Origin of the sequence: Streptococcus sp. 27098_8_99 (genome assembly GCF_041431935.1) — a bacterium.
GTDB classification, from domain to species: domain Bacteria; phylum Bacillota; class Bacilli; order Lactobacillales; family Streptococcaceae; genus Streptococcus; species Streptococcus parasanguinis_D.
On sequence record NZ_JAPVYQ010000010.1, the window covers coordinates 41,230 to 62,419 of the forward strand.

Annotated in this window: 10 protein-coding genes; 3 read left to right on the forward strand and 7 right to left on the reverse strand. The window is 41.3% G+C overall.

What is annotated here, in order from left to right:
• Nucleotides 1–161: 161 nt before the first annotated feature.
• The 5 genes from O3605_RS06955 to O3605_RS06975 all read right to left on the reverse strand — a co-directional run bounded on the left by O3605_RS06955 (nt 162) and on the right by O3605_RS06975 (nt 11,935).
• Nucleotides 162–8,690, reverse strand: coding sequence for a streptococcal pilin isopeptide linkage domain-containing protein (locus tag O3605_RS06955; RefSeq protein WP_371585685.1), 8,529 nt, complete (start codon nt 8,688–8,690; stop codon nt 162–164).
• 253 nt (nt 8,691–8,943) lie between these two features.
• A complete protein-coding gene (locus O3605_RS06960) occupies nt 8,944–9,438 on the reverse strand; it encodes a beta-class carbonic anhydrase (RefSeq protein ID WP_070505548.1) in 495 nt (164 codons plus the stop codon).
• A 134-nt stretch (nt 9,439–9,572) separates the two neighbouring features.
• Complete coding sequence (radA, locus tag O3605_RS06965) at nt 9,573–10,934, reverse strand: DNA repair protein RadA (protein WP_080978958.1); 1,362 nt, start codon at nt 10,932–10,934, stop codon at nt 9,573–9,575.
• Between the two features lie 13 nt (nt 10,935–10,947).
• Nucleotides 10,948–11,487, reverse strand: a complete 540-nt coding sequence (locus tag O3605_RS06970) for a histidine phosphatase family protein (protein WP_049497061.1) — start codon at nt 11,485–11,487, stop codon at nt 10,948–10,950.
• A 1-nt stretch (nt 11,488) separates the two neighbouring features.
• On the reverse strand, nt 11,489–11,935 hold the full coding sequence (locus tag O3605_RS06975; RefSeq protein WP_023919767.1) for a dUTP diphosphatase: 447 nt from the start codon (nt 11,933–11,935) through the stop codon (nt 11,489–11,491).
• 419 nt (nt 11,936–12,354) lie between these two features.
• On the opposite strand from O3605_RS06975, the gene O3605_RS06980 reads away from it, so the two are divergent.
• Complete coding sequence (locus O3605_RS06980) at nt 12,355–15,231, forward strand: SpaA isopeptide-forming pilin-related protein (protein ID WP_338323919.1); 2,877 nt, start codon at nt 12,355–12,357, stop codon at nt 15,229–15,231.
• Nucleotides 15,232–15,376: 145 nt separating this feature from the next.
• On the opposite strand, the gene O3605_RS06985 is transcribed toward O3605_RS06980, so the two are convergent.
• Nucleotides 15,377–16,066 (reverse strand): gamma-glutamyl-gamma-aminobutyrate hydrolase family protein, encoded by a 690-nt coding sequence (locus O3605_RS06985; RefSeq protein ID WP_003002057.1) that lies wholly within the window; start codon nt 16,064–16,066, stop codon nt 15,377–15,379.
• Nucleotides 16,067–16,339: 273 nt separating this feature from the next.
• Between O3605_RS06985 and O3605_RS06990 the strand changes: the two genes are divergently transcribed.
• Both O3605_RS06990 and galU read left to right on the forward strand, forming a co-directional pair.
• Entirely contained in the window at nt 16,340–17,356 is a 1,017-nt protein-coding gene (locus tag O3605_RS06990) for an NAD(P)H-dependent glycerol-3-phosphate dehydrogenase (protein WP_371585687.1), read from the forward strand.
• A 45-nt stretch (nt 17,357–17,401) separates the two neighbouring features.
• Nucleotides 17,402–18,310 (forward strand): UTP--glucose-1-phosphate uridylyltransferase GalU, encoded by a 909-nt coding sequence (gene galU / locus O3605_RS06995; RefSeq protein WP_049497053.1) that lies wholly within the window; start codon nt 17,402–17,404, stop codon nt 18,308–18,310.
• 64 nt (nt 18,311–18,374) lie between these two features.
• Here the strand turns inward: galU and O3605_RS07000 are convergent, their stop codons facing one another.
• Nucleotides 18,375–20,921, reverse strand: a complete 2,547-nt coding sequence (locus O3605_RS07000; protein WP_049497051.1) for a C69 family dipeptidase — start codon at nt 20,919–20,921, stop codon at nt 18,375–18,377.
• Nucleotides 20,922–21,190: the final 269 nt, after the last annotated feature.

Here is a 21,190-nt window from a genome sequence, read left to right on the forward strand (position 1 = left end):
ATGACTAATCGAATAATTTCTGAAACATTTCATAATATATACGCAATTTTTTCTAAGCTTTTAACACCAAACAAAGAGGCCTTGCTCTTTCGAGCAAAGCCTCTTCCTGTTGGATCTAAAATTGTCACCTCATCAACAAGTTTGCTGATGTCACCTCAATTTTAGTCTTCGCGTTTTTTACGTTTTGCAAGTCCCGCAAGGCCAACCAAACCAAGTGCAGCACCTAACAATGCAGCAGATGCTGATTGTTCTTCACCAGTTTCAGGAAGTGCTGGAGCTGGAGGAGTTGTAGGTGTTGGCGGTGTTGGCGGTGTTGGCGGTGTTGGTGGTGTTGGTGGTGTTGGTGGTGTTGGTGGTGTTGGTGGTGTTGGTGGTGTTGGTGGTGTTGGTGGTGTTGGTGGTGTTGGTGGTGTTGGCGGAATAACAGTGTTATTAAACTCTGTATCTTCTGGCAACTTAGTAGTAGCTACTATTACCTTACCTGCTTTATTCACCACGATACTAACAGTTGCAACCATCTTATCGTATACAACGCTAGAATCTGTGCCACGGATTTCTTCTACATGATAGAGATGAGTTCCTTCTTCACCACGTTTGAATTCAAGAGCAGTTACTTCTTTTCCTTCTTTATTAGTATATTTAACTGGAGTGAATTTAATGTTTCCATTAGCATCATTTGTTACTGTTGTAATCACAACACCATCTTTGTCTTTAAGCACAAAGCTGAATTCGTTGGCTTTAAGTACACGGCCTTCCAAACGTTTCGTGAAGTTGAATTCTACTGAAACAGGGATGTTCACAACACGTTTTTCAGTTGGTTTGTTTGGTTTCTTCACTGTCTTGCTTGTTGGATCGTATTGATGTACGATTTGAGCCGCAGTGTTTTCAATGTCCACACCATCTTTAACAGTATCTTTCACTGTTGCTGGGATATCGAACTTGTAGTAACGTCCAAACGCAAACTTAGTTGTGTCGATCACTGGAGTATTTTCTGCGTCTCCAAGTGACTTAGTCAAGTCCGCTTTAGAAGTTGCAGAGATCACACCGTTTTCAACTTTGATATCAAATTTAGCAGTCACATCTTCGCCTGTTACAGAGTCGTAAGCTTTGATGTTTGCAACATTGATGTCAAGTTTGTCTTCTTCGTAGTCATCAGTAACACCAACAGATTGGATGTTGTGCGCTTCAGTGAACTTAGTTGTATCCAACCACACTTGGTAAACAACCTTATCGCCACGTTTCACAGTCTTAGTATTGATGTTTGCTGCTTCATTATTATCAGCCTTATCAGCGTAAGGATTTGCGTTTGTTTCCGCAACCTTGTCTGCCAATTCTTTATCATCATCAAGAAGTGATTTACCAGTAAGGTCGAATTTCTCAGCGTTCAAGATGTATTTCTCTGGGTTGAACTCTGGGGTTTCTGGAGGAGTCACCTTGTTGTTAAATTCTTTATCCGCAATGTCGCCAACTTTCGCGATCAGAACTTTAGCTGTTCCGTCGTGTGAAACTGTGACTGTCACATTCGCTTTCATTGTGTCGTATGTAACGGTTGCGTCTGTTCCTTTAACTTCTTCTACTGTGTAGTTGTGAACGCCTTCTTGACCTTTTTTGAACTCAAGTTTAGAGAACTTAACGTTACCATCTTTATCGTTCTTCACAGTTTCAAGAGTCTTACCTGTTGAATCTTTAAGAACGAAGCTGAATTCGTTGGCTTTAAGCTCACGGCCTTCCATACGTTTAGTAAAGTTGAATTCCACTTCAACTGGCACGCTGTTGACACGTTTTTCAGTTGGTTTGCTTGGTTTTTCAACTTTCTTAGTAGTTGGGTTGTAGTAGTTGACTACTTGAGCCGCAGTGTTTTCAATATCTACACCACCAGGAACATCAGCTTTCACTGTTGTTGGGATGTCGAACTTGTAGTAACGTCCGAATTCGAACTTAGTAGTGTCAATAACTTGTGTGTTTTCCGCATCGCCAAGTGACTTAGTGAAGCCATCTTTAAGGGTTGCAGTGATCACACCGTTGTTCACAGTAATATCGAATTTATCTGTTACTTCTGCGCCTGTTACTGAATCGTAAGCTTTGATCTTAGTAGAATCAAGTTCCAATTTAGCTTCATCGTAGTCATCTGAGATTCCTACTGATTGGATGTTATCCTTGTTAGCTGCGTCGAATTTAGTTGTATCAAGCCATACTTGGTAAACCAACTTGTCGCCACGTTTAACAGTCTTGGTATTGATGTTTTCTGCTTCGTTGTTGCCTGTTTTGTCTACATATGGATCTGTATTTGTTTCACCATATTTATCAGTCAACTCGTCATCATCATCAACGAGCTTGTCGCCTGTGATATCGTATTTCTCTTCAGAAACAACATATTTCTCTGGTTGGAACTTAGGTTCTTCTGGAGGACGAACTGTGTTATTGAATTCTTTATCAGCTGGTTCTGTCACGTTTGTGATCAAGGCTTTGGCTGTACCATCATGAGAAACAGTAACAGTTACAACAGCAGCCATTGTGTCGTACTCAACAGTTGCGTCTGTACCCTTAACCTCTGTTACAGTATACTTGTAAGTACCTTCTTGACCCTTCTTGTATTTAAGGGCAGTAACAGTTTCACCAGCTTTATTAGTGTAATCTACTGGGGCAAACTTGATCTTACCAGCTGCATCGTTGGTTGCAGTCGCAATCACAACATTGTCGCTGTCTTTCAACTCGAATGTGAATTCGCCAGCTTTCAAATCACGGCCTTCCAATTTCTTAGTGAAGTTGAATTCTACTGAGATCGGAACACTGTTAACACGTTTTTCAGTTGGTTTGTTTGGTTTTTCAACCGTCTTGCTTACTGGGTTGTAGTAGTTAACAACTTGTGCTGCCTTGTTTTCGATATCTGCACCAGCTACAACATCGTCTTTCACTGTTGCTGGAATATCGAACTTGTAGTAACGTCCAAATTCGAACTTAGTTGTATCAATGATTTGAGTATTTTCAGCGTCTCCGAGTGACTTCGTGAAGCCATCTTTGAGGTTCGCTGTCAGAACACCATTGTTATCAGAGATATCGAATTTCGTCGTAACGTCTGCACCAGTAACTGAATCGTAAACCTTGATATCTGAAGCATTAACAGTCAATTTATCCTTGTCGTAGTTATCTGTGATTCCTACTGTTTGGATATTGTCTTTGTTAGCTGCATCAAATTTAGTTGTATCCAACCATACTTGGTAGTAAAGTTTTTGACCACGTTCAACTGGTTTCGTATTCAAGTTTTCATCTTCGTTGTTGGCAGTTGTATCGACATATGGATTTGTATTTGTTTCACCATATTTATCTGTCAATTCAGAATCGTCATCAACGAGCTTAGTACCTGTAATATCGAATTTCGCTTTAGAAACAACGTATTTCTCTGGTTGGAACTTAGGTTCTTCTGGTGGAGTTACTGTATTATTGAACTCTTTATCAGCAGCGTCTGTTACGTTGGCAACAATTGCTTTAGCTGTACCATCATGTGAAACAACCACTTTAACAGTAGCAACCATTGTGTCGTATTTGACAGTTGCATCTGTACCAGGAGTTTCTTCTACTGTGTAGTTGTAAGTCTTACCAAGATCATCACGACCGAATTCGAGAGTCTTGAAGACGATCTTACCAGCAGCGTCATTCTTCACGCGCTCAACTTCAACGCCGTCTTTCTTCAATACGAATTCGAATTCGTTGGCTTGAAGTTCACGACCTTCCAAACGTTTCGTGAAGTTCATTTCCACTGGAACTGGAACGCTGTTGACACGTTTTTGTGTTGGTTTTTCAGGTTTTTCAACTGTCTTGCTTACTGGGTTGTAAACGTGAACTGTTTGGTTGGCTGTATTTTCAATATCAGCACCAGCTTTAACAGATTCTTTCACAGTTGCTGGAATATCAAATTTATAGTAACGTCCAAATTCGAACTTAGTTGTGTCGATAACAGGAGCATTGACTTTATCTTTGATAAATTCACCTTTAGAAGTTGCAGTGATCGTACCATTTTCAACTTTGATGTCGAATTTATTGGTTACTTCTGCACCAGTTACTGCATCATATGCTTTGATGTCCGCTGCATTGACATCCAATTTATCAGCATCGTATGTATCAGATACACCAACGTATTGGATGTTATTCGCTTCAGTGAATTTAGTTGTATCAAGCCATACTTGGTAAACCAATTTAGAACCACGTTTAACTGTCTTAGTATTCAAGTTTTCTGGTTCGTTGTTGTTTGTCTTGTCTACATATGGATCTGCATTTGTTTCAGTGTATTCATTTGTCAACTCATCGTCGTCATTCATCAACTTGTTACCAGTGATGTCGTATTTCTCTTTAGAAACGACAAATTTTTCTGGTTGGAATTCTGGAGTTTCTGGAGGAGTGACTTTGTTGTTGAATTCTTTATCTGCAGTACCATCAGTAGCGTTACCGTTGGCATCTTTACCACCAGTTGATGTAACGTTTGTAACAGTTGTCAATGAGTGACCGTTCTTGGCAACTTCAACTGTAACAGTTGCTTTCATTTGGTCGTAAGTCATTCCAAATTCTTTATCTGCAGGAATCACTTCTTCTACTGTATACGTATGAGTACCAACTTTCGTATTGTCGAATGACAATTCTGAGAAGGTTACGTTACCAGCAACATCATTTTTCACTGTTTCAACTTCGTTACCAGTAGCATCTTTCAATACGAAGCTGAATTCACCGGCTTTCAATTCACGGCCAGCCAACTTCTTAGTGAAGTCAAATTTTGTTACAACTGGAGAAACCACATAGTTGTTAAACTCAGTGTCTTCTGGCATTGTAACAGCTGCGCTCAAGAGACCTGTAGCTGCATTTTTGGTTACATTAACGGTTACGACTGCGTTCATTGGATCGTAGTCGATGTTTGTATCTGTTCCAGCTTTTTCGCGCACAGTGTAAGTGTGTTCACCTACAGCGTTGTATTCAATCGCATCAAATGTAATAGATCCATCAGCTTTATTTTTCTTAGTTTGGATCACATTGCCATTTTCAAGCAATTCGAATGTGAAGGCATCTGCTTCAAGTGCTTTACCTTCAAGACGTTTAGTGAACTTGAATTGAGCTTGCGTAGCAGCAGGTGTGAAGGTATTGTTGAACTCTGTATCTGTTGGAAGAGTTGCAACAGCAGTAAGCGCATGGCCTGACTTCGTAACAGTTACTGTTACGTTCGCTTTCATTGGGTCATACGTCATACCTGCTTCAGAACCTTGAACTTCTTCTACAGTGTACTTGTGATCACCCACTTGAGCGTTTGTAAATGTCAAGGCATCGAAACGAACACGTCCGCTAGCATCGTTTTGTTTTGTTTGAAGGACTTTACCATCTTTGTCTTTCAATACAAAGCTAAATTCGCCGTCTTTCAAGTCACGACCTGCAAGAGCCTTGCTGAAGTCGAATTGAGCAGTCACAGGAGCCACAACGTGGTTGTTGAATGTCTTGTCATCCGCACCAGTTGCTTCACCGCCTGTTGAAGTCATTTCAGTCTTGGCACTCAAAAGACCTGTTGCAGCATCTTTCGTAACAGTTACTTTCACGCCGATTGTCATTTCATCGTAGTCTACATCGGCATTGTTGCCTTTCACTTCTTTAACAGTGTAGTTGTAGACACCTTCTTTATCAAATGACAATTCGCTAAAGTTAATCTTACCGTTAGCTTTATTGGTAACAGTTTCATTAACATTGTTATCACCAGTCAAGGTAAAGCTGAAATCACCAGCATTCAAGTTACCGTTTGAAAGTGATTTATCAAAGTCAAGATTTACTTTCACCGCACCTGGAGTGAAGGTATTGTTGAACTCTGTGTCCTCTGGAAGCATATTAAATGCTTTAAGTACATGACCTTCCTTCGTAACAGTAATGGTCACTTCAGCCTTCATTGTATCGTAAGTCATACCAGCTTCTTTATCTGCTGGAATCACTTCTTCAACTGTGTAATTGTGAGTACCAACTTGAGCTTTTGTAAATGTCAAGTCGTCAAAAGCGATCACACCATTTGCTTTGTTCTTTTTCGTTTGAATAACATTTCCAGATTCATCTTTAAGAACGAAAGTAAACTCATCATCTTGTAACTTACGACCTGCAAGAGCCTTACTGAAGTCAAACTTAGTCTTAACTGGAGCTACTACGAAGTTGTTGAACTCTTTATCTTCTGAAGGAGGTAAAGAAGGATTTTTAGGCTGACCATTTTCATCCTCGCCTTTAACTGAACTATAAGAAACGCTTGCATTCAAACTGCCATTTTCTTCCTTAACTGTGACTGTCATGGTAACTTCCATGTCATCATAGTCAACATCAGCATCTGAACCCGCAACCTCTGTAACTTTGTATGTATATGTCCCAGCTTTAGTGAATGAAAGCTCTCCAAATGTAACTTTTCCGCCTTGGTTAGTTACCGTCTCTGTGTGTGAGGCAGTATCACCCGTTGAAGTAATCTTAAAGCTGAAATCGCCATCATTAAGCGAACGTTTGTTTTCTGCATTTAAATCACTAAGAACTTTAGTAAATTCAGGCTTAACCTTGATGGTTTCTGTCTTGTCGTAGTAGTAGATTGGTTGTTTGTATGGTGTCAAGGAGTTGAGCAAGTCAACGTTGGTACCAATACCTCCTACTCCACGTTCCAATTGTGAATTTGGTGAAAGGTGACCGATATTGTCTCCCAAGAAAGGAACAAAGACTGTCTTATACGGAGTGTAGTTAGCAGCCCATTGGAAATCGAACGGAACTGTCTTACCATTTGGATGATTAACGCCGTCAGTACCAGTGAAAGCTATTGTATTAAGAGGTGATTTCTTAACAACTAGTTCTCTAGTATTCGCTTCTCCCGGCTTGATTGGTTTGGTTTCTGCTAAAAGCATATAACCATCCGTGTTTAAAGTACCATCTGAACGTTTATTTTGTTGCTTTGGATCTAGAAGGTAAACACGAACCACTACAGATCCATCTTCACCAACGATTTCCTTGATACGTTTAATCCCAGCACGCTCAGCATCCATGAATTTGGTACCAACGGTGTAAGGACGGCTTACATAACCAGAAGTTGTATCTGGATCAGCTGTTTGATATAGGGTATAAGCTGTTTCTCTAGTAATTTTATCCGTGAGTTTTTCAGTCTTTGTAAATTGACGTTCTCCAGAAGCTGTGAAGTTTTGACCTTCCTTCGCTTTCAGAGTATATTTGGCTAACTCAGTTTCACTTCCATTTTCTTTATAGTCCTGAGTTGTAACAGACTTACCAGTTTCCTTGTAGGTAGGGTTTTTCTTGTCAACAAGTTTATAGTAAGTAGTCTTTTCAACAGTAACAGGAATCTTAAAGTTTGTATCCGTAACTTCACGACCATTATAAGCAGGTTCAACTGCATTCAAAATATCGTTTGAGTTACGTGCAGAATATACAGCCATATAATGAGCTTGTTCAGCTTCAGTAAGATTATGACCAGGAGCTACCAAAGCTTGAATCGCTGGACCAACTTCAAATCCCATTTGAATAAATGGTTGGTCTGTCTTACCAGGACCTTGACCAGCACCTGCTTGATAGTCTACTTGTAGGGTCAACTCATTATTAGATTTTGGAGTGGTCGTAGTGAATTTTTGAATACCACTAGTTGCAGTGACAGTATGTGTTTCAACTACATTACCCGTATTCTTATCAATCAATTCAACCGTAGTATCGGTGGAAGTACCAAACGTCTTATAAGCACGCGCATAATAGTTTGTATTATAACGGGCATTGAATTTTGTCAGATTCCAGATACCAAAAGTATAGAAGTCACCTTCTTTAGCTTGGTAACCAGCAGGAATTGTTTGAGAGTGCACAGATGCTCCGTTAGGATCTGTCATGTCTGGATCAGCAGCGACTTTATCAGCTATAGCCGTTATAACATCAATCGGTGCTACATTATGGTCTGTCAATGCACGACGTCCACGACGACGGCTACTTGTTGCCAAAGCTCCACCATTAGTCATATCAGTTGCTGCTCGATCGAGTACTACACTGCGATCTTCTGTTGCAGAATCTGGTTTAGGAGCTTCAGTACCACGAAGTAATGCTGGCTGCGCTGTAGGTTTGAGGGCTACTGGTGTTGCTGGTTCTTCACTTGCAGCTGCTCTTTCTGAGCTTTCATCTGCTGCAACACGAGTTACAGTAGGTTTTTCTGTAGTAGCTGTTGTTGTAGAGGCTGGTTTAGAGCTTGACTCTTTTTTCTTCTCTACAGGTTTGCTGGTTTCTGATGACGCTGTCGTTTTTGGAGCTTCTTCAGATTTTTTAGTTTCAGCCTTTTCTTCTTTTTTAGCTTCTGCTTTTGCTTCCTTGTTTTCTGTAGCAACTGGTTTCTCAGTTCCTTCAGATTTTTCAGTCGCTGAAGCTGGTGCTTCCGAAGTTGCAGCAGAATTAGAAAGGTCTACTTTCGGTGCTGGTGCTCCCACACCATAGACTGGGGAAGCAGCTGGTGCTTCTGCTTGACTTGACTCTGGTGTAACAGGTTGTGCTGCTTCTGAAGCTGCTGTTCCCGCAGATTCAGAGGCTGTTGTTGCTTCATCCGCTGATGCAAATTGAGCTCCTGCAGCAAAGAGTGCTGTTCCTAAAAGAACTGAACAAACCCCAATGCTATATTTTCGCAATGAAAAGCGCTGGCGCTTATTAAATACATCCTTCATTTATAGGATCTCCTTTTCCATATTTCATGATTCCATGATACAAATGAAATTGTAACATTCTTGATAACAAGAGTCAATCTGGTGAAATTAAAATGTAATGTTTTTGTAAAAATGTCATATTATACCACATATTTTTTAAAAATTTGTGTCAAATTGTCACATTTCTTCCTATTTGGTTCACTTTTTTTACACCAAAAAAAGAAAAGTACAGGAAAACTAAGATCGTTCTGTCTTCCTATACTCTTCTATATCATTATTTCACTTCTGAGATCAATCCGGTGTCCACATCATACACAGCTCCCGAAATAACGACGTCCTCTGGAATCAAAGGAGAAGCCTTTAAAAGCTCCATATCCTCGCGGACACTCTCCTCAATATCTTGAAAAGGAAGGAAATCGCGATCTCCTACATCCACACCCAGTTCTTTCTTGAGATGCTGACGGAAGCCTTCGTTTTCAAAGGTCTGTGCACCACAGTCTGTATGGTGCAAGACCACAATTTCACGGGTTCCCATTTGCTGCTGGGAAATGACCAAGGAGCGGATCATATCATCGGTCACGCGCCCTCCAGCATTCCGCAAAATATGGGCATCTCCAAGAGCCAGACCTAGTGCAGGCGCCACGTGAAGACGGGAATCCATACAGGTCACAATGGCTACCTGTGTTTTGGGCTTAATCGGAAGACGGAGCTCTCCATGTAGCGCCACATAAGCTTGGTTGGCTGTTAAAAAATTATCAAAATAAGACATGGTCTCTCCTTCATTCCTTTGAAATTCAAATTATCTATTATTTTACCATATCCGATCCTTTCTGTCAGGAGATACCTCCTGTCATCTGTCACATCTGAAAAAAAGCCTTAAACTTCCCGTTTAAGACTTTTCTACTATTTAAATACTTTCTTCAAGACTTCAGCTAGTGTACTCACACCGACCACTTGGATCCCCGATGGCGTCGTGATCCCCGTCAGAGAATTTTTCGGAACATAAATCTTGGTAAAACCGAGCTTGGCAGCTTCATTGATCCGTTGTTCAATCCGGTTGACCCGGCGAACTTCTCCTGTCAAGCCCAACTCTCCGACGAAACATTCCTGCGGGTTGGTTGGTTTGTCCTTGTAGCTCGAGGCAATGGCAACTGCAACCGCTAGGTCGATAGCCGGCTCATCCAACTTAACTCCTCCAGCAGACTTAAGATAGGCATCCTGATTTTGAAGCAAGAGGCCTGCGCGTTTTTCCAACACCGCCATGATGAGACTGGCCCGATTGAAATCAAGCCCCGTTGTCGTCCGCTTGGCATTTCCAAACATGGTTGGTGTCACCAAGGCCTGCACTTCAGCTAGAATCGGACGAGTCCCCTCCATGGTCACAACGATGGACGATCCAGTCGCGCCATCCAGGCGTTCTTCTAGAAAGACCTGACTGGGATTGAGGACCTCAACCAGTCCACCTGATTGCATCTCAAAGATCCCAATCTCATTGGTGGAGCCAAAGCGGTTCTTGACCGCTCTCAGGATCCGGAAGGTGTGGTGGCGTTCGCCCTCAAAGTAGAGGACCGTATCCACCATGTGTTCCAGCATCCGAGGACCCGCCAAGGTTCCTTCCTTGGTTACATGCCCCACGATAAAGATAGCAATGTTATTGGTCTTAGCCAGCTGCATGAGCTCAGCCGTCACCTCGCGTACCTGAGAGACCGACCCCTGCACCCCTGAAATCTCAGGAGACATGATCGTCTGAATAGAGTCAATGATCAGAAAATCAGGCTGGATGCGCTCTACTTCTGCCCGGACACTCTGCATATTGGTCTCGGCATAGAGGTAAAACTCGCTATCGATATCTCCCAATCGCTCTGCACGGAGTTTGATCTGCTGGGCCGACTCCTCTCCACTGACATAGAGAACCGTTCCTACTTGAGACAACTGGGTCGACACTTGGAGAAGCAGGGTCGATTTCCCAATCCCTGGATCTCCCCCGATGAGAACGAGACTCCCTGGGACCACTCCTCCACCGAGTACACGGTTGAATTCCTCCATCTCCGTCTTGGTCCGGTGAACATTGATAGAGGTCACGTCCGCCAATTTCATGGGTTTGGTCTTTTCACCCGTCAAGGATACCCGTGCATTCTTGACCTCTGCGACCTCGACCTCCTCGACAAAAGAAGACCAAGAACCACAGTTGGGACACCGTCCTAGATACTTGGGTGAATTATAGGCACAATTTTGACAAATAAATGTCGTTTTTTTCTTTGCGATGATAAACCTCTTTCTAAATCTCTATCTCACACTCAATCACTTGGCAAAAATCAATCTTCTCATTTGGCACAAACTGGCGCATAAGCATTCCGTGAGTTACAATGATAATAGTTTTATAATTTTTATATTTTTCCAAAGCTCTTAAAAAACGATGACGCATCTCTAGATCAGTTTCATAGCGATAAGGAGAATCTTCAGATAAAGCTCCTTGATGTTTTAGATAATATTCATGAGCTACCAATACACTAGTTAAATCAGAGTTAGTGCCATCTAAGTCTGGACGCCACTCATGAAAAAACGGCTCCACAAACAAGTCCAATCCTGTTTCAACTGCTATATAATGTGCTGTTTCTAAAGCCCTCGTCACAGACGATGAAATAATAATCTCTGCCTTTCCAAAACATACAGTTTTAGCAACTTCTTTTGCCAGACTGCGACCTTTTCCTGTCAATGGTGCTAAATCACGACCAAAACCACTATAGAGTTGGGGATTTTCAAGTTTATCAAGCATACTATAATCTGGCTCCCCATGACGGACAAAGATAATCTTCATCTTATTTCCCTGTACTTCCAAAGCCACCAGTCCGCACGCCATCAGCCTCATCTCCATCTGCAATTAAGAAAGGAGCAAAGACAGCTTGAACCACACGTTCACCGACTTCAAGGACTACTTCCTGGTCGGTAATATTTTTCATCTGAGCAAAGATATGGCCTTCATTTCCTGGATTTCCGTAGTAGTCTCCATCGATAACCCCCACAGAGTTGATTAAGACCAGGCCTTTTTTGCGAGGGTTAGAGGAACGGTCATAAAGATAGAGCACCTCACCCGCTTGCATATAGGCCTTGACCCCAGTTGGCACGAGGACGATTTCTCCTGGTGCAATGACCGTGCGTTCTGCCACCTTTAAGTCGTAACCAGCTGCGTGTGCTGTCTCCCGTTTTGGTAACAAGTCCTGATTGGTATAGCTTGATACAAGTTCAAATCCACGAATTTTTGTCATCTTCATTCCTCTTTCATTCTATATAGTTTCCATCTCTTCTATTATACCATCACTTTGCCCTAGCGTCTCCCCTCTACTACTATTCGTATTTTTAAAAAGAATTCTCTTCAATCTGGAAGTTACATATTGTTTTCATGTTTTTTTCTGAAAACAAAACGCTATCATGACTGATATGACATATAATTTGTGCTAAAAAATGCTATTTTATGCTTGAAAATAAGCTTTATTTTTGCTATAATTCCCTGTGTAGGGAATAATTTTAAAAGCAAAATATTTTACCCTATAAAATTATTTTGTGGAGGTCGTGTCTCAGCATTCAATTCTTATTACCAACAGATAGGGTTTGAAATATCCAGATCTTTAAGAGTAATCAGGCATTGATGATTAGGCACTATTTTTTTATGAAAAGGGAAGATAAAATGAAAAAGAATAGGAATATTAAAATTTTCTCATTTGTCCTTTGTTTAGTGGCCATGCTTTTCGCTTTAGGTCTGAATCGCACTTCAGCTGAAACTCCTGAAGTTTCAGTAACTGGAAAATTCGTAGATACAATCAAAAATGTTAAGGTATCAAATAATGAAGGCGGAGTTCTCGACTGGGAATTAAAACAATGGGCTACATTCCGTCTTAATGCAGATTTTGATTTATCTGGAAAAAATGTTAAGGCAGGAGATCAAACGATAATTACGGTGCCTGATGCTATAATCATTAACTCTGATAATATTGAAATCAAGGATATCAATACAAATGAGGTGATTGCACATGCAAAACTAAGTGCTGATAACAAGTCCATTACTTTAACTTATACGGATTATGTTGAAAAACACTCAGATACTCACGGATCTTTCTTCTTCTATGCTCGTGTCGATTTCAAAAAACACCCTCAACAAGGAGAAATTCCAGTTGAGATTACGATTAATAAAGAAACAATACCTGCTGGTAAGGTATCATTTACTGGTATTGGCGATGGTGATCCGTCTCTTTTATCAAAGACTAGTTGGGTTAACGAGGGAGACAAAAGAGAGGTTCAATACACTATTTCAGTCAATCGTACAAAACAAAACGTCAAGAGTGTAACAATTGAAGATCACTTGAAATTTACAAATGCTAGCTATGTAAAAGATAGCATTAAGGTTATCAAAGGTAAATTCTCTTATGAAACCGGTGAATGGGTATTCTCAAACCGTGTTGATGTAACAGACCAACACAAGATTACAGTTAGTGAAGATGGACAATCTTTCGTTGTCAAATTAGGGGACATGACAGAAGAAGACCAATATCGTATTTCTTATAACGTACGTTTAAATTATGAACCCGTTGATGGCGAATTATTGAATAATGACGCTACATTAAAAGGTGAAGGTGTCGTTGTTAAAGAAGTGACAAATGGTGCTTTAGTTCAAATTGCTGGTGGTGCTGGTGTTGGTTATGTTTACTCAATCAACATCCATAAAGTAGATGAGGCGAATCAACCACTTAAGGGTGCTAAATTTAAAGTAGTTCGTCAAGCTAATAACCAAGTTATTGGTGAGTATGTATCAGATGATAATGGTAATATTGCTGTTAACAAACTGTTGAAAGATAAATATATCATCACCGAGGTTGAAGCACCATCAGGCTATGTCATCAAGGATGCAGATACAGAAGTTAATATTGAAGATTTTGGAACTGATCGTTCAGTAACTAAAACAATTGTGAATCCGAAAGATAAGCCAAAAGAAACACAAGCTACCATCGAACTAGAGAAAGCTCTTACCGGTCGTGCTCTAACAGATGGCGAATTCAGCTTTGAATTGTACGAGGGTGCAACTAAGCTTCAAACTGTTACCAACAAAAACGGAAAAGTAACATTTGCACCAATTGAGTACACCGAAGAAGGTGAACACACCTACACTGTTAAGGAAGTAGCTGGAAATACCCCAGGTATTACCTATGACAAGACTGATAAACAAGTAACTGTTAAGGTGAAAAAAGATGGCGACAACCTGAAAGCAGATGTGGCTTATCCAGATAATAAAACCTTCTCAAATACTTATACGGCTCCCCAACCAGCAAAAGCTAAAATTTCAGCTAGCAAGATTTTAGAAGGTGCTGAATTGAAGAATGGCGAATTCAATTTCCAATTGTTGGATGAAACCGGAAAAGTTCTTCAAACAAAACAAAATGCTGCAGATGGTACGGTAACCTTTGATGACATTTCATATTCATCAGAGGACGCAGGAAAAACCTTCCACTACACGATCAAAGAAGTTATTCCTGAAAGCAAAGCAAAAGGAATGACCTACGATGAAGGAAGTATTGATGCTACTGTAACTGTCACAAAAGATGATGCAAGCAATACACTCAAAGCTTCTGTGGCATATGGTGATAAAACATCCTTCACCAACAAATTAGTAACAACCTCAATTCCACCAACTCCTCCAACTGTTGACAAACCTGAATTGAAACTCTACAGCATCCAATTGCACAAAGTGAACCAAGAAGGGAAAGCTCTTGTTGGTGCCGTATTCGGTCTCTTTGAAGCCGATGGTACGACTCCTGTAGCAAATCCTTATGGTGCAGGTCAAGCAACTGCTACCTCTGATGCAAACGGTCTTGTAACCTTTACAGGATTAGAAGCAAAAGATTATGTAGTAAGAGAGCTTACAGCTCCAGACGGTTACCAATTATCAGATGAAGTCATCAAGATCGCAGCTAGTGATTTGGTTGCTTCAAACAGTGTAGTGGATAAAGGAAATGTCGTTAACAAACCGTTCACTTCAATTCCACCAACTCCTCCGACTGTTGACAAACCTGAATTGAAACTCTACAACATTCAATTGCACAAGGTGAATGCGGAAGGAGCCGCACTTGCTGGTGCAGTATTTGGTCTCTTTGAAGCTGATGGTACGACTCCTGTAGCGAACCCTTACGGACAAGGTCAAGCGACTGCAACTTCTGATAAGGATGGTCTTGTAACCTTCATTGGATTTGAAGCGAAAGATTATATCATCAAGGAATTGACAGCTCCAGCTGGCTATCAATTATTGAGCGATCCAATCACTGTTACAGTGGAAGACTATGTGAAATCTACAAACTTTGTAGTGGACAAAGGAAATGTCGTTAACAAGAAGACACCTCCAACACCTTCAACTGATAAACCTAAAGGAAATCATCCTTCTGGTAAACAATCAAAAGAAGGTAAGAAACAAGGCCTTCCTTCTACTGGTGAAACAGTAAGTACTGGACTTATTGCAGCAGGGCTTGCCCTTGCAGGTGCTGGAAGCATGCTCGTTGCTAAAAAACGCCACGAATAATTCTAAAACAGGTTTTCATCTAGCATTGCTAGATGGACCTGTTTTTTATTGATGACAGTCCTGTTTTCTGATCTTATTCCCGGTGTTTTTGCGCCCTTTCTAAGGCACAAAAAAGAGATCAGCTCAAGTCCAATCTCTAGCTTCATTATAATTCCTGTAATAAATAACGGAAGAGTTCTAAATTCCCTTTTTCTTCATTGACCAAGTATTCTGGATGCCACTGCAAGCCCATAATCCGATGGCCGTCTACTGCTTCAATCGCTTCGATGGTGTGATCGCGCGGATCAAAGGCGGTCGCACGGAAATTTGGTGCAAGATCCTTGATACTTTGACGGTGAACGGAATTGATCCGACTGGCCTGACCAAAGAGTTGCTCCACCACACTACCTTTTTTAGTCTCGATAGAATGGGAAGTCCCAAACGGAAGTCCTTGCCAATGTCCTTCAATCTCTTGGTTGAGTGTTCCTCCAAAAGCTACATTGATCAACTGAACCCCACGGCAGATTCCTAGAACCGGTTTGTTTTGGCGTACTGCTTCCTTCAGCAGGGCAAGCTCAAATTGATCGCGTTCGATATTGTAATCATCACTTTCGATGGTTTTTTCTTCGCCATAGAGACTAGGATCGACATTTTGGCCTCCACTTAAGATCAATTTGTCAATCGTTTCAACATAATCCTTAACCAAGGAAGGATCTCCCATCGGGATGACCATTGGAAGTCCACCTGCTTGACGGATCCCTTCCGCAAATTGACTAGACACGGAGGAATGAAGGTTTTTCCCTTCCGGGTCCACCGGACAGAGATTAGCGGATACTCCAACAATTGTTCTGCACATATTCATTCCTCCTTCATTTTAACTACTACTTATCTTACCACCCATTAGTGATAGTGTCTAATATGTATTTTTTAAAGCCGTGATAGATTTTATTTATCACCCTCACTTTCCTCACAAAACAATTGATGATTATACAAGTTTTTTTACCTATATTATGTTAAAATAGAGAGGAAAATAGAATCGTCCTTCAAGGCGCACATTAGGCTGTTTCGAAGGCGCAAGCGCTAGATTACTAGCCTTGTTGAAAAAATAGACATAGAAATGGAAGATACAATGGAAAAACAAACCGTTGCAGTATTGGGTCCTGGTTCATGGGGAACAGCCCTTTCACAAGTCCTCAATGATAACGGCCATGAAGTCCGTCTCTGGGGAAATATCCAAGAACAAATCGATGAAATCAATACCGCTCATACCAATCAACGCTATTTCAAAGACATCGTTATTAGCGATCAAATTACCGCTACGACCGATCTGACAGCTGCTTTGGACGGTGTGGATGCTGTCCTTTTTGTCGTTCCTACAAAGGTGACCCGCTTGGTCGCTAAACAAGTTGCTGAAACACTGGATCACCCTGTCACAGTCATGCACGCTTCTAAAGGATTAGAACCTGGTACACACGATCGGATTTCTCAAATCCTCGAAGAAGAAATCCCTGCCTCTCTTCGCAGTGAGGTAGTGGTCGTTTCTGGACCGAGTCATGCAGAGGAGACCATCGTACGGGACATCACCCTCATTACAGCTGCCTCAAAAGATTTAGAAGTTGCACGTTATGTTCAAGAACTCTTTAGCAATCACTACTTCCGCCTGTATACCAATACCGATGTTATCGGAGTGGAAACTGCTGGAGCCTTGAAGAATATCATCGCTGTCGGAGCTGGGGCCCTGCACGGTCTTGGTTATGGTGACAATGCCAAAGCAGCTATCATCACGCGCGGTCTCGCTGAAATCACGCGCCTTGGCGTTAAGCTAGGAGCTAGCCCATTGACTTATAGCGGTTTGTCTGGGGTTGGTGACTTGATCGTTACCGGTACTTCTGTTCATTCCCGCAACTGGCGAGCTGGGGATGCTCTCGGACGTGGTGAAAAATTGGAAGACATCGAAGCCAACATGGGCATGATCATTGAAGGGATCTCTACGACCAAAGTCGCCCACGAGCTGGCCCAAGAATTGGATGTCTACATGCCGATTACACAAGCCATTTACCAAGTCATTTATGAAGGGAAAGATATCCGCGAAGCAATCCACCACATTATGAGCAATGAATTTAAAGAAGAAAACGAGTGGAAATAAGCCAACCACCCTAACATCAATCCTACCTTTTAGAAAGGAAACTATATGACTAAAGTTAGAAAAGCAGTCATTCCTGCGGCTGGTTTAGGGACACGCTTCCTCCCAGCTACCAAAGCTTTGGCAAAGGAAATGTTGCCAATCGTTGACAAACCTACTATCCAATTCATCGTAGAAGAGGCTCTGAAATCTGGAATTGAGGAAATCCTTGTCGTAACAGGGAAGGCCAAACGTTCGATCGAAGACCATTTCGACTCTAACTTCGAATTGGAATACAATCTCGAGCAAAAAGGCAAGACTGACTTACTCAAGTTGGTCAATGATACAACAGCGATCAATCTTCATTTCATCCGCCAAAGTCACCCTCGAGGTTTAGGGGACGCTGTTCTTCAAGCCAAGGCCTTTGTTGGGAACGAGCCTTTTGTCGTTATGTTGGGAGATGATCTGATGGACATCACTAATGATGATGCCTTGCCATTGACCAAACAATTGATGAACGACTACGATGAAACCCATGCATCAACCATCGCTGTGATGGAAGTCCCTCATGAAGAGGTTTCTTCTTACGGTGTGATCGCGCCTCAAGGCGAAGGTATTAATGGTCTTTATAGCGTTGAAACTTTTGTAGAAAAACCAAAGCCAGAGGACGCTCCAAGCAATCTCGCTATCATCGGGCGCTACCTCTTGACTCCTGAAATCTTTGATATTCTTGCAAATCAAGAACCAGGTGCTGGCAATGAAATTCAATTGACGGATGCAATCGACACCCTTAATAAGACCCAACGAGTCTTTGCCCGTGAATTTAAAGGCCAACGCTACGATGTAGGTGATAAATTCGGCTTCATGAAAACTTCGATCGACTATGCCTTGAAACACCCTCAAGTCAAAGACGATCTCAAACAATATATTATCGACCTTGGAAAAAAATTAGAAGCATCTGAACAAACTGCAGACTAAAAAAGAAGGAAGAGAGATTTCATTCTCACTTCCTTTTTTTGTTGTATCTTATAAACTGTATCGTTTAATGGGTTCTACGTTTTTCGATGTAGTAGCCAAATCCAAAAACTATCAAAAGAACTCCGCCTACCATTGTCGCAATGGAAATACTTTGACCGGTTGATGGTAATTTTTTCTCACCTTTCTTCTCTTCAATTTTTGCTGCAGATTTATAAACTACACCATAAGTTGAGAAATGAGAGGTTGTAAATGTTATGGCTGACTTATCTTCATTTAGTTGGAATTGGAAGGATTCCAATTGACCATTTTCACCGATACCATAAACTGCTTCTACTTCTTTTTGGCTATTTACTGGAATGGTCACAACAGTTGGACTAATTTGATGTACAGGATTATTTTGGTTCGATAATTGAATATTATATGCCTTGTACTCTTTACCAGCTAGTTCTTTGACATCTTTCAAAACTTCAACAAGAAGACTATAGCCACCTTGAGCAAAATCAGGGTTTTGCAAGACGATACCTGTTGCCTGGTCTACTAAAATATATGAATTTGTTGGTAAAACTGGGCGACCAACGGTACTAACACTGTTGCTATTTGTAGGAACAACAGTAGTTGTACGACTTGGTGTTGTTTCTTCCTTGCTTGGCTCTGTACTTGTTTCAGTGCTTGGTTTCGTTTCTGACTTGCTTGGTTCTGTACTTGCTTCGGTGCTTGGTTTCGTTTCTTCCTTGCTTGGTTCTGTACTTGACTCAGTGCTTGGTTTCGTTTCTTCCTTGCTTGGCTCTGTACTTGCTTCGGTGCTTGGTTTCGTTTCTTCCTTGCTTGGTTCTGTACTTGCTTCGGTGCTTGGTTTTGTTTCTTCCTTGCTTGGTTCTGTACTTGACTCAGTGCTTGGTTTCGTTTCTTCCTTGCTTGGTTCTGTACTTGACTCAGTGCTTGGTTTCGTTTCTTCTTTGCTTGGTTCTGTACTTGCTTCGGTGCTTGGCTTCGTTTCTTCCTTACTTGGCTCGGTGCTTGACTCTGTTGGATCCTTGTAGTCATCTGGTAAAGATGCACGGTATGGATCATCTGTACGACCTGCTTCTTTTAGAGTTGCAGACAATTCAGACTCATATTGCTTGAATTGTTTGAAGAGACGTTCAGACCGAGCTAAAGCATCTTCAGTCACCTTATCTTCAACTGCTTTTGCTGCAGCTTCATCAGCTTTCAAGGCAGCGTATTTTGCATCGCTCACTTTTTGTTCAATAATGAGCTGTTTTTCTAGTGCTTTCCAGTGATTTTGGATAGATTTTCCAAAGAGATCTTGGTTATTGATGGCCATTTGGTCGATGTGCCAAACTGTCCAATACCATGAATTTGGATCATAAGTAGCCGTTTGAGGTTTAAAAGCTTCGTAAGTATCTTTTACATTTCCATAGAATGGAACATAAGGGGTATTCCGTGAAGGTCCCATGCCGAGCCATACAGTTCCACCAAATGATTTTGGAAGGTTTGGATTGATTTGATAGACATGGGCATCAATCACATTTTCATTTCCTAAAGCATACTTGTATTGGTCTTTCCGAACAGTATCGTTGCTACCATCATCACCTTGTTTCTTAACACCAATTTGATCATCTGGTACAAAACGTCCATTCAAGTGTTCAAACCGGTTCCGTTGCAAGGCAAACGCATCTTCTAAGGTGTATTTTTTGTTTGGATCGGTTGGTGAACGGAAGAGCTCATACTCATCATCCTCATAAGTGACTTTAGAGTCTGGATCTAGCAAGGTGATTCCTGCATAGGTCCGTGAGCGGTCTCCTTCAGCATATTTTTCTGGTCCATAAGATTTAGCGATATGGAAGTTGCCATCTTTGTCTGTCTTGTAGTTACCAGATTCCTTGGCTACTTTTTCGACATCTTTAGAGGCAATGACATTTTCAGTGTCATTCAAATCAACATGACCTAGGTAGTAGGTATTTGCAAAGACTGCATATTTATCTTCTGGCACCTTCACCGCTACATATTGGTGGCCAGAAAGAATTTCCATATACCAAGTTTCATTTTGGTCTGCAAAGACGACCACATTCCCTTCAGCTGAACCTTTTTCTTCGATGACTTTAGCCAGTAATTCAACTCCTTCACGAGCTGACTTAACGCGTGGTAACACTACGTCCAACATAGCAGCTTCTGGAATTCCGTTTTCTGTCAATGGGTCCGTCTTCAAGACTTTCTTATTCGGGATAGCTGTTACTGTCGCAGTCATGGATACACCGGCTTCATTAAATCCATGTTCACCAAAAGCACCGTTACTACCGTCACCACGAGCAGAGTCATAGGTCGCTGTGTATTTCATTTCATTGGCAGCATGCGGGTAGGTGAATCCGTTAGATTCATCCTCGATCTGATCTCCCTCGTTATAGGTCTTAGCATCGACCACAACATAGTTTTTGTTGTGTTTTCCACCATTTGGATAATAAGGGTAGTCCTCTGTCCGACCAAAGAGAGTGGTCCCATCCTTGGTCAACTGGCGACCAATGATAAATCCACAGCAGGCCTGAACGGCTTGAATTGGTAGGAGTAAGAACGTCATCGCTATCAAAGCTAGTTTAAACAACCATTTCTTCATGGCAAATCTCCTTTATGTTTGAATGTTCCTTTATAGAAAAAGGGAGCATCCCCTATTTTTTATACCTTAAGTCTATCTTTTTTTCACCTCTTTTGCAAGCGCTTTCTATTTTGTGTTTTTATACCTTTTTACCCATGATTACCTTCTCTATGGGCCTACCAATAGTGGGTTCACTCGGCTCCTGCAAGTATATTATAATAAATATATACAATTCTTTGCATTTCAAACAATTTTCTGTTAGTTTACGATTTCGCTACATTTTTTAGAAA

What these genes read in the sequence shown, in the direction of transcription:
- O3605_RS06960 (WP_070505548.1), bottom strand. Translation starts at nt 9,438, where the DNA reads ATGTCTTATTTTGATAATTTTTTAACAGCCAACCAAGCTTATGTGGCG.
- O3605_RS06955 (WP_371585685.1), bottom strand. Translation starts at nt 8,690, where the DNA reads ATGAAGGATGTATTTAATAAGCGCCAGCGCTTTTCATTGCGAAAATAT.
- O3605_RS06975 (WP_023919767.1), bottom strand. Translation starts at nt 11,935, where the DNA reads ATGACAAAAATTCGTGGATTTGAACTTGTATCAAGCTATACCAATCAG.
- galU (WP_049497053.1), top strand. Translation starts at nt 17,402, where the DNA reads ATGACTAAAGTTAGAAAAGCAGTCATTCCTGCGGCTGGTTTAGGGACA.
- O3605_RS06970 (WP_049497061.1), bottom strand. Translation starts at nt 11,487, where the DNA reads ATGAAGATTATCTTTGTCCGTCATGGGGAGCCAGATTATAGTATGCTT.
- O3605_RS06980 (WP_338323919.1), top strand. Translation starts at nt 12,355, where the DNA reads ATGAAAAAGAATAGGAATATTAAAATTTTCTCATTTGTCCTTTGTTTA.
- O3605_RS07000 (WP_049497051.1), bottom strand. Translation starts at nt 20,921, where the DNA reads ATGAAGAAATGGTTGTTTAAACTAGCTTTGATAGCGATGACGTTCTTA.
- O3605_RS06985 (WP_003002057.1), bottom strand. Translation starts at nt 16,066, where the DNA reads ATGTGCAGAACAATTGTTGGAGTATCCGCTAATCTCTGTCCGGTGGAC.
- O3605_RS06990 (WP_371585687.1), top strand. Translation starts at nt 16,340, where the DNA reads ATGGAAAAACAAACCGTTGCAGTATTGGGTCCTGGTTCATGGGGAACA.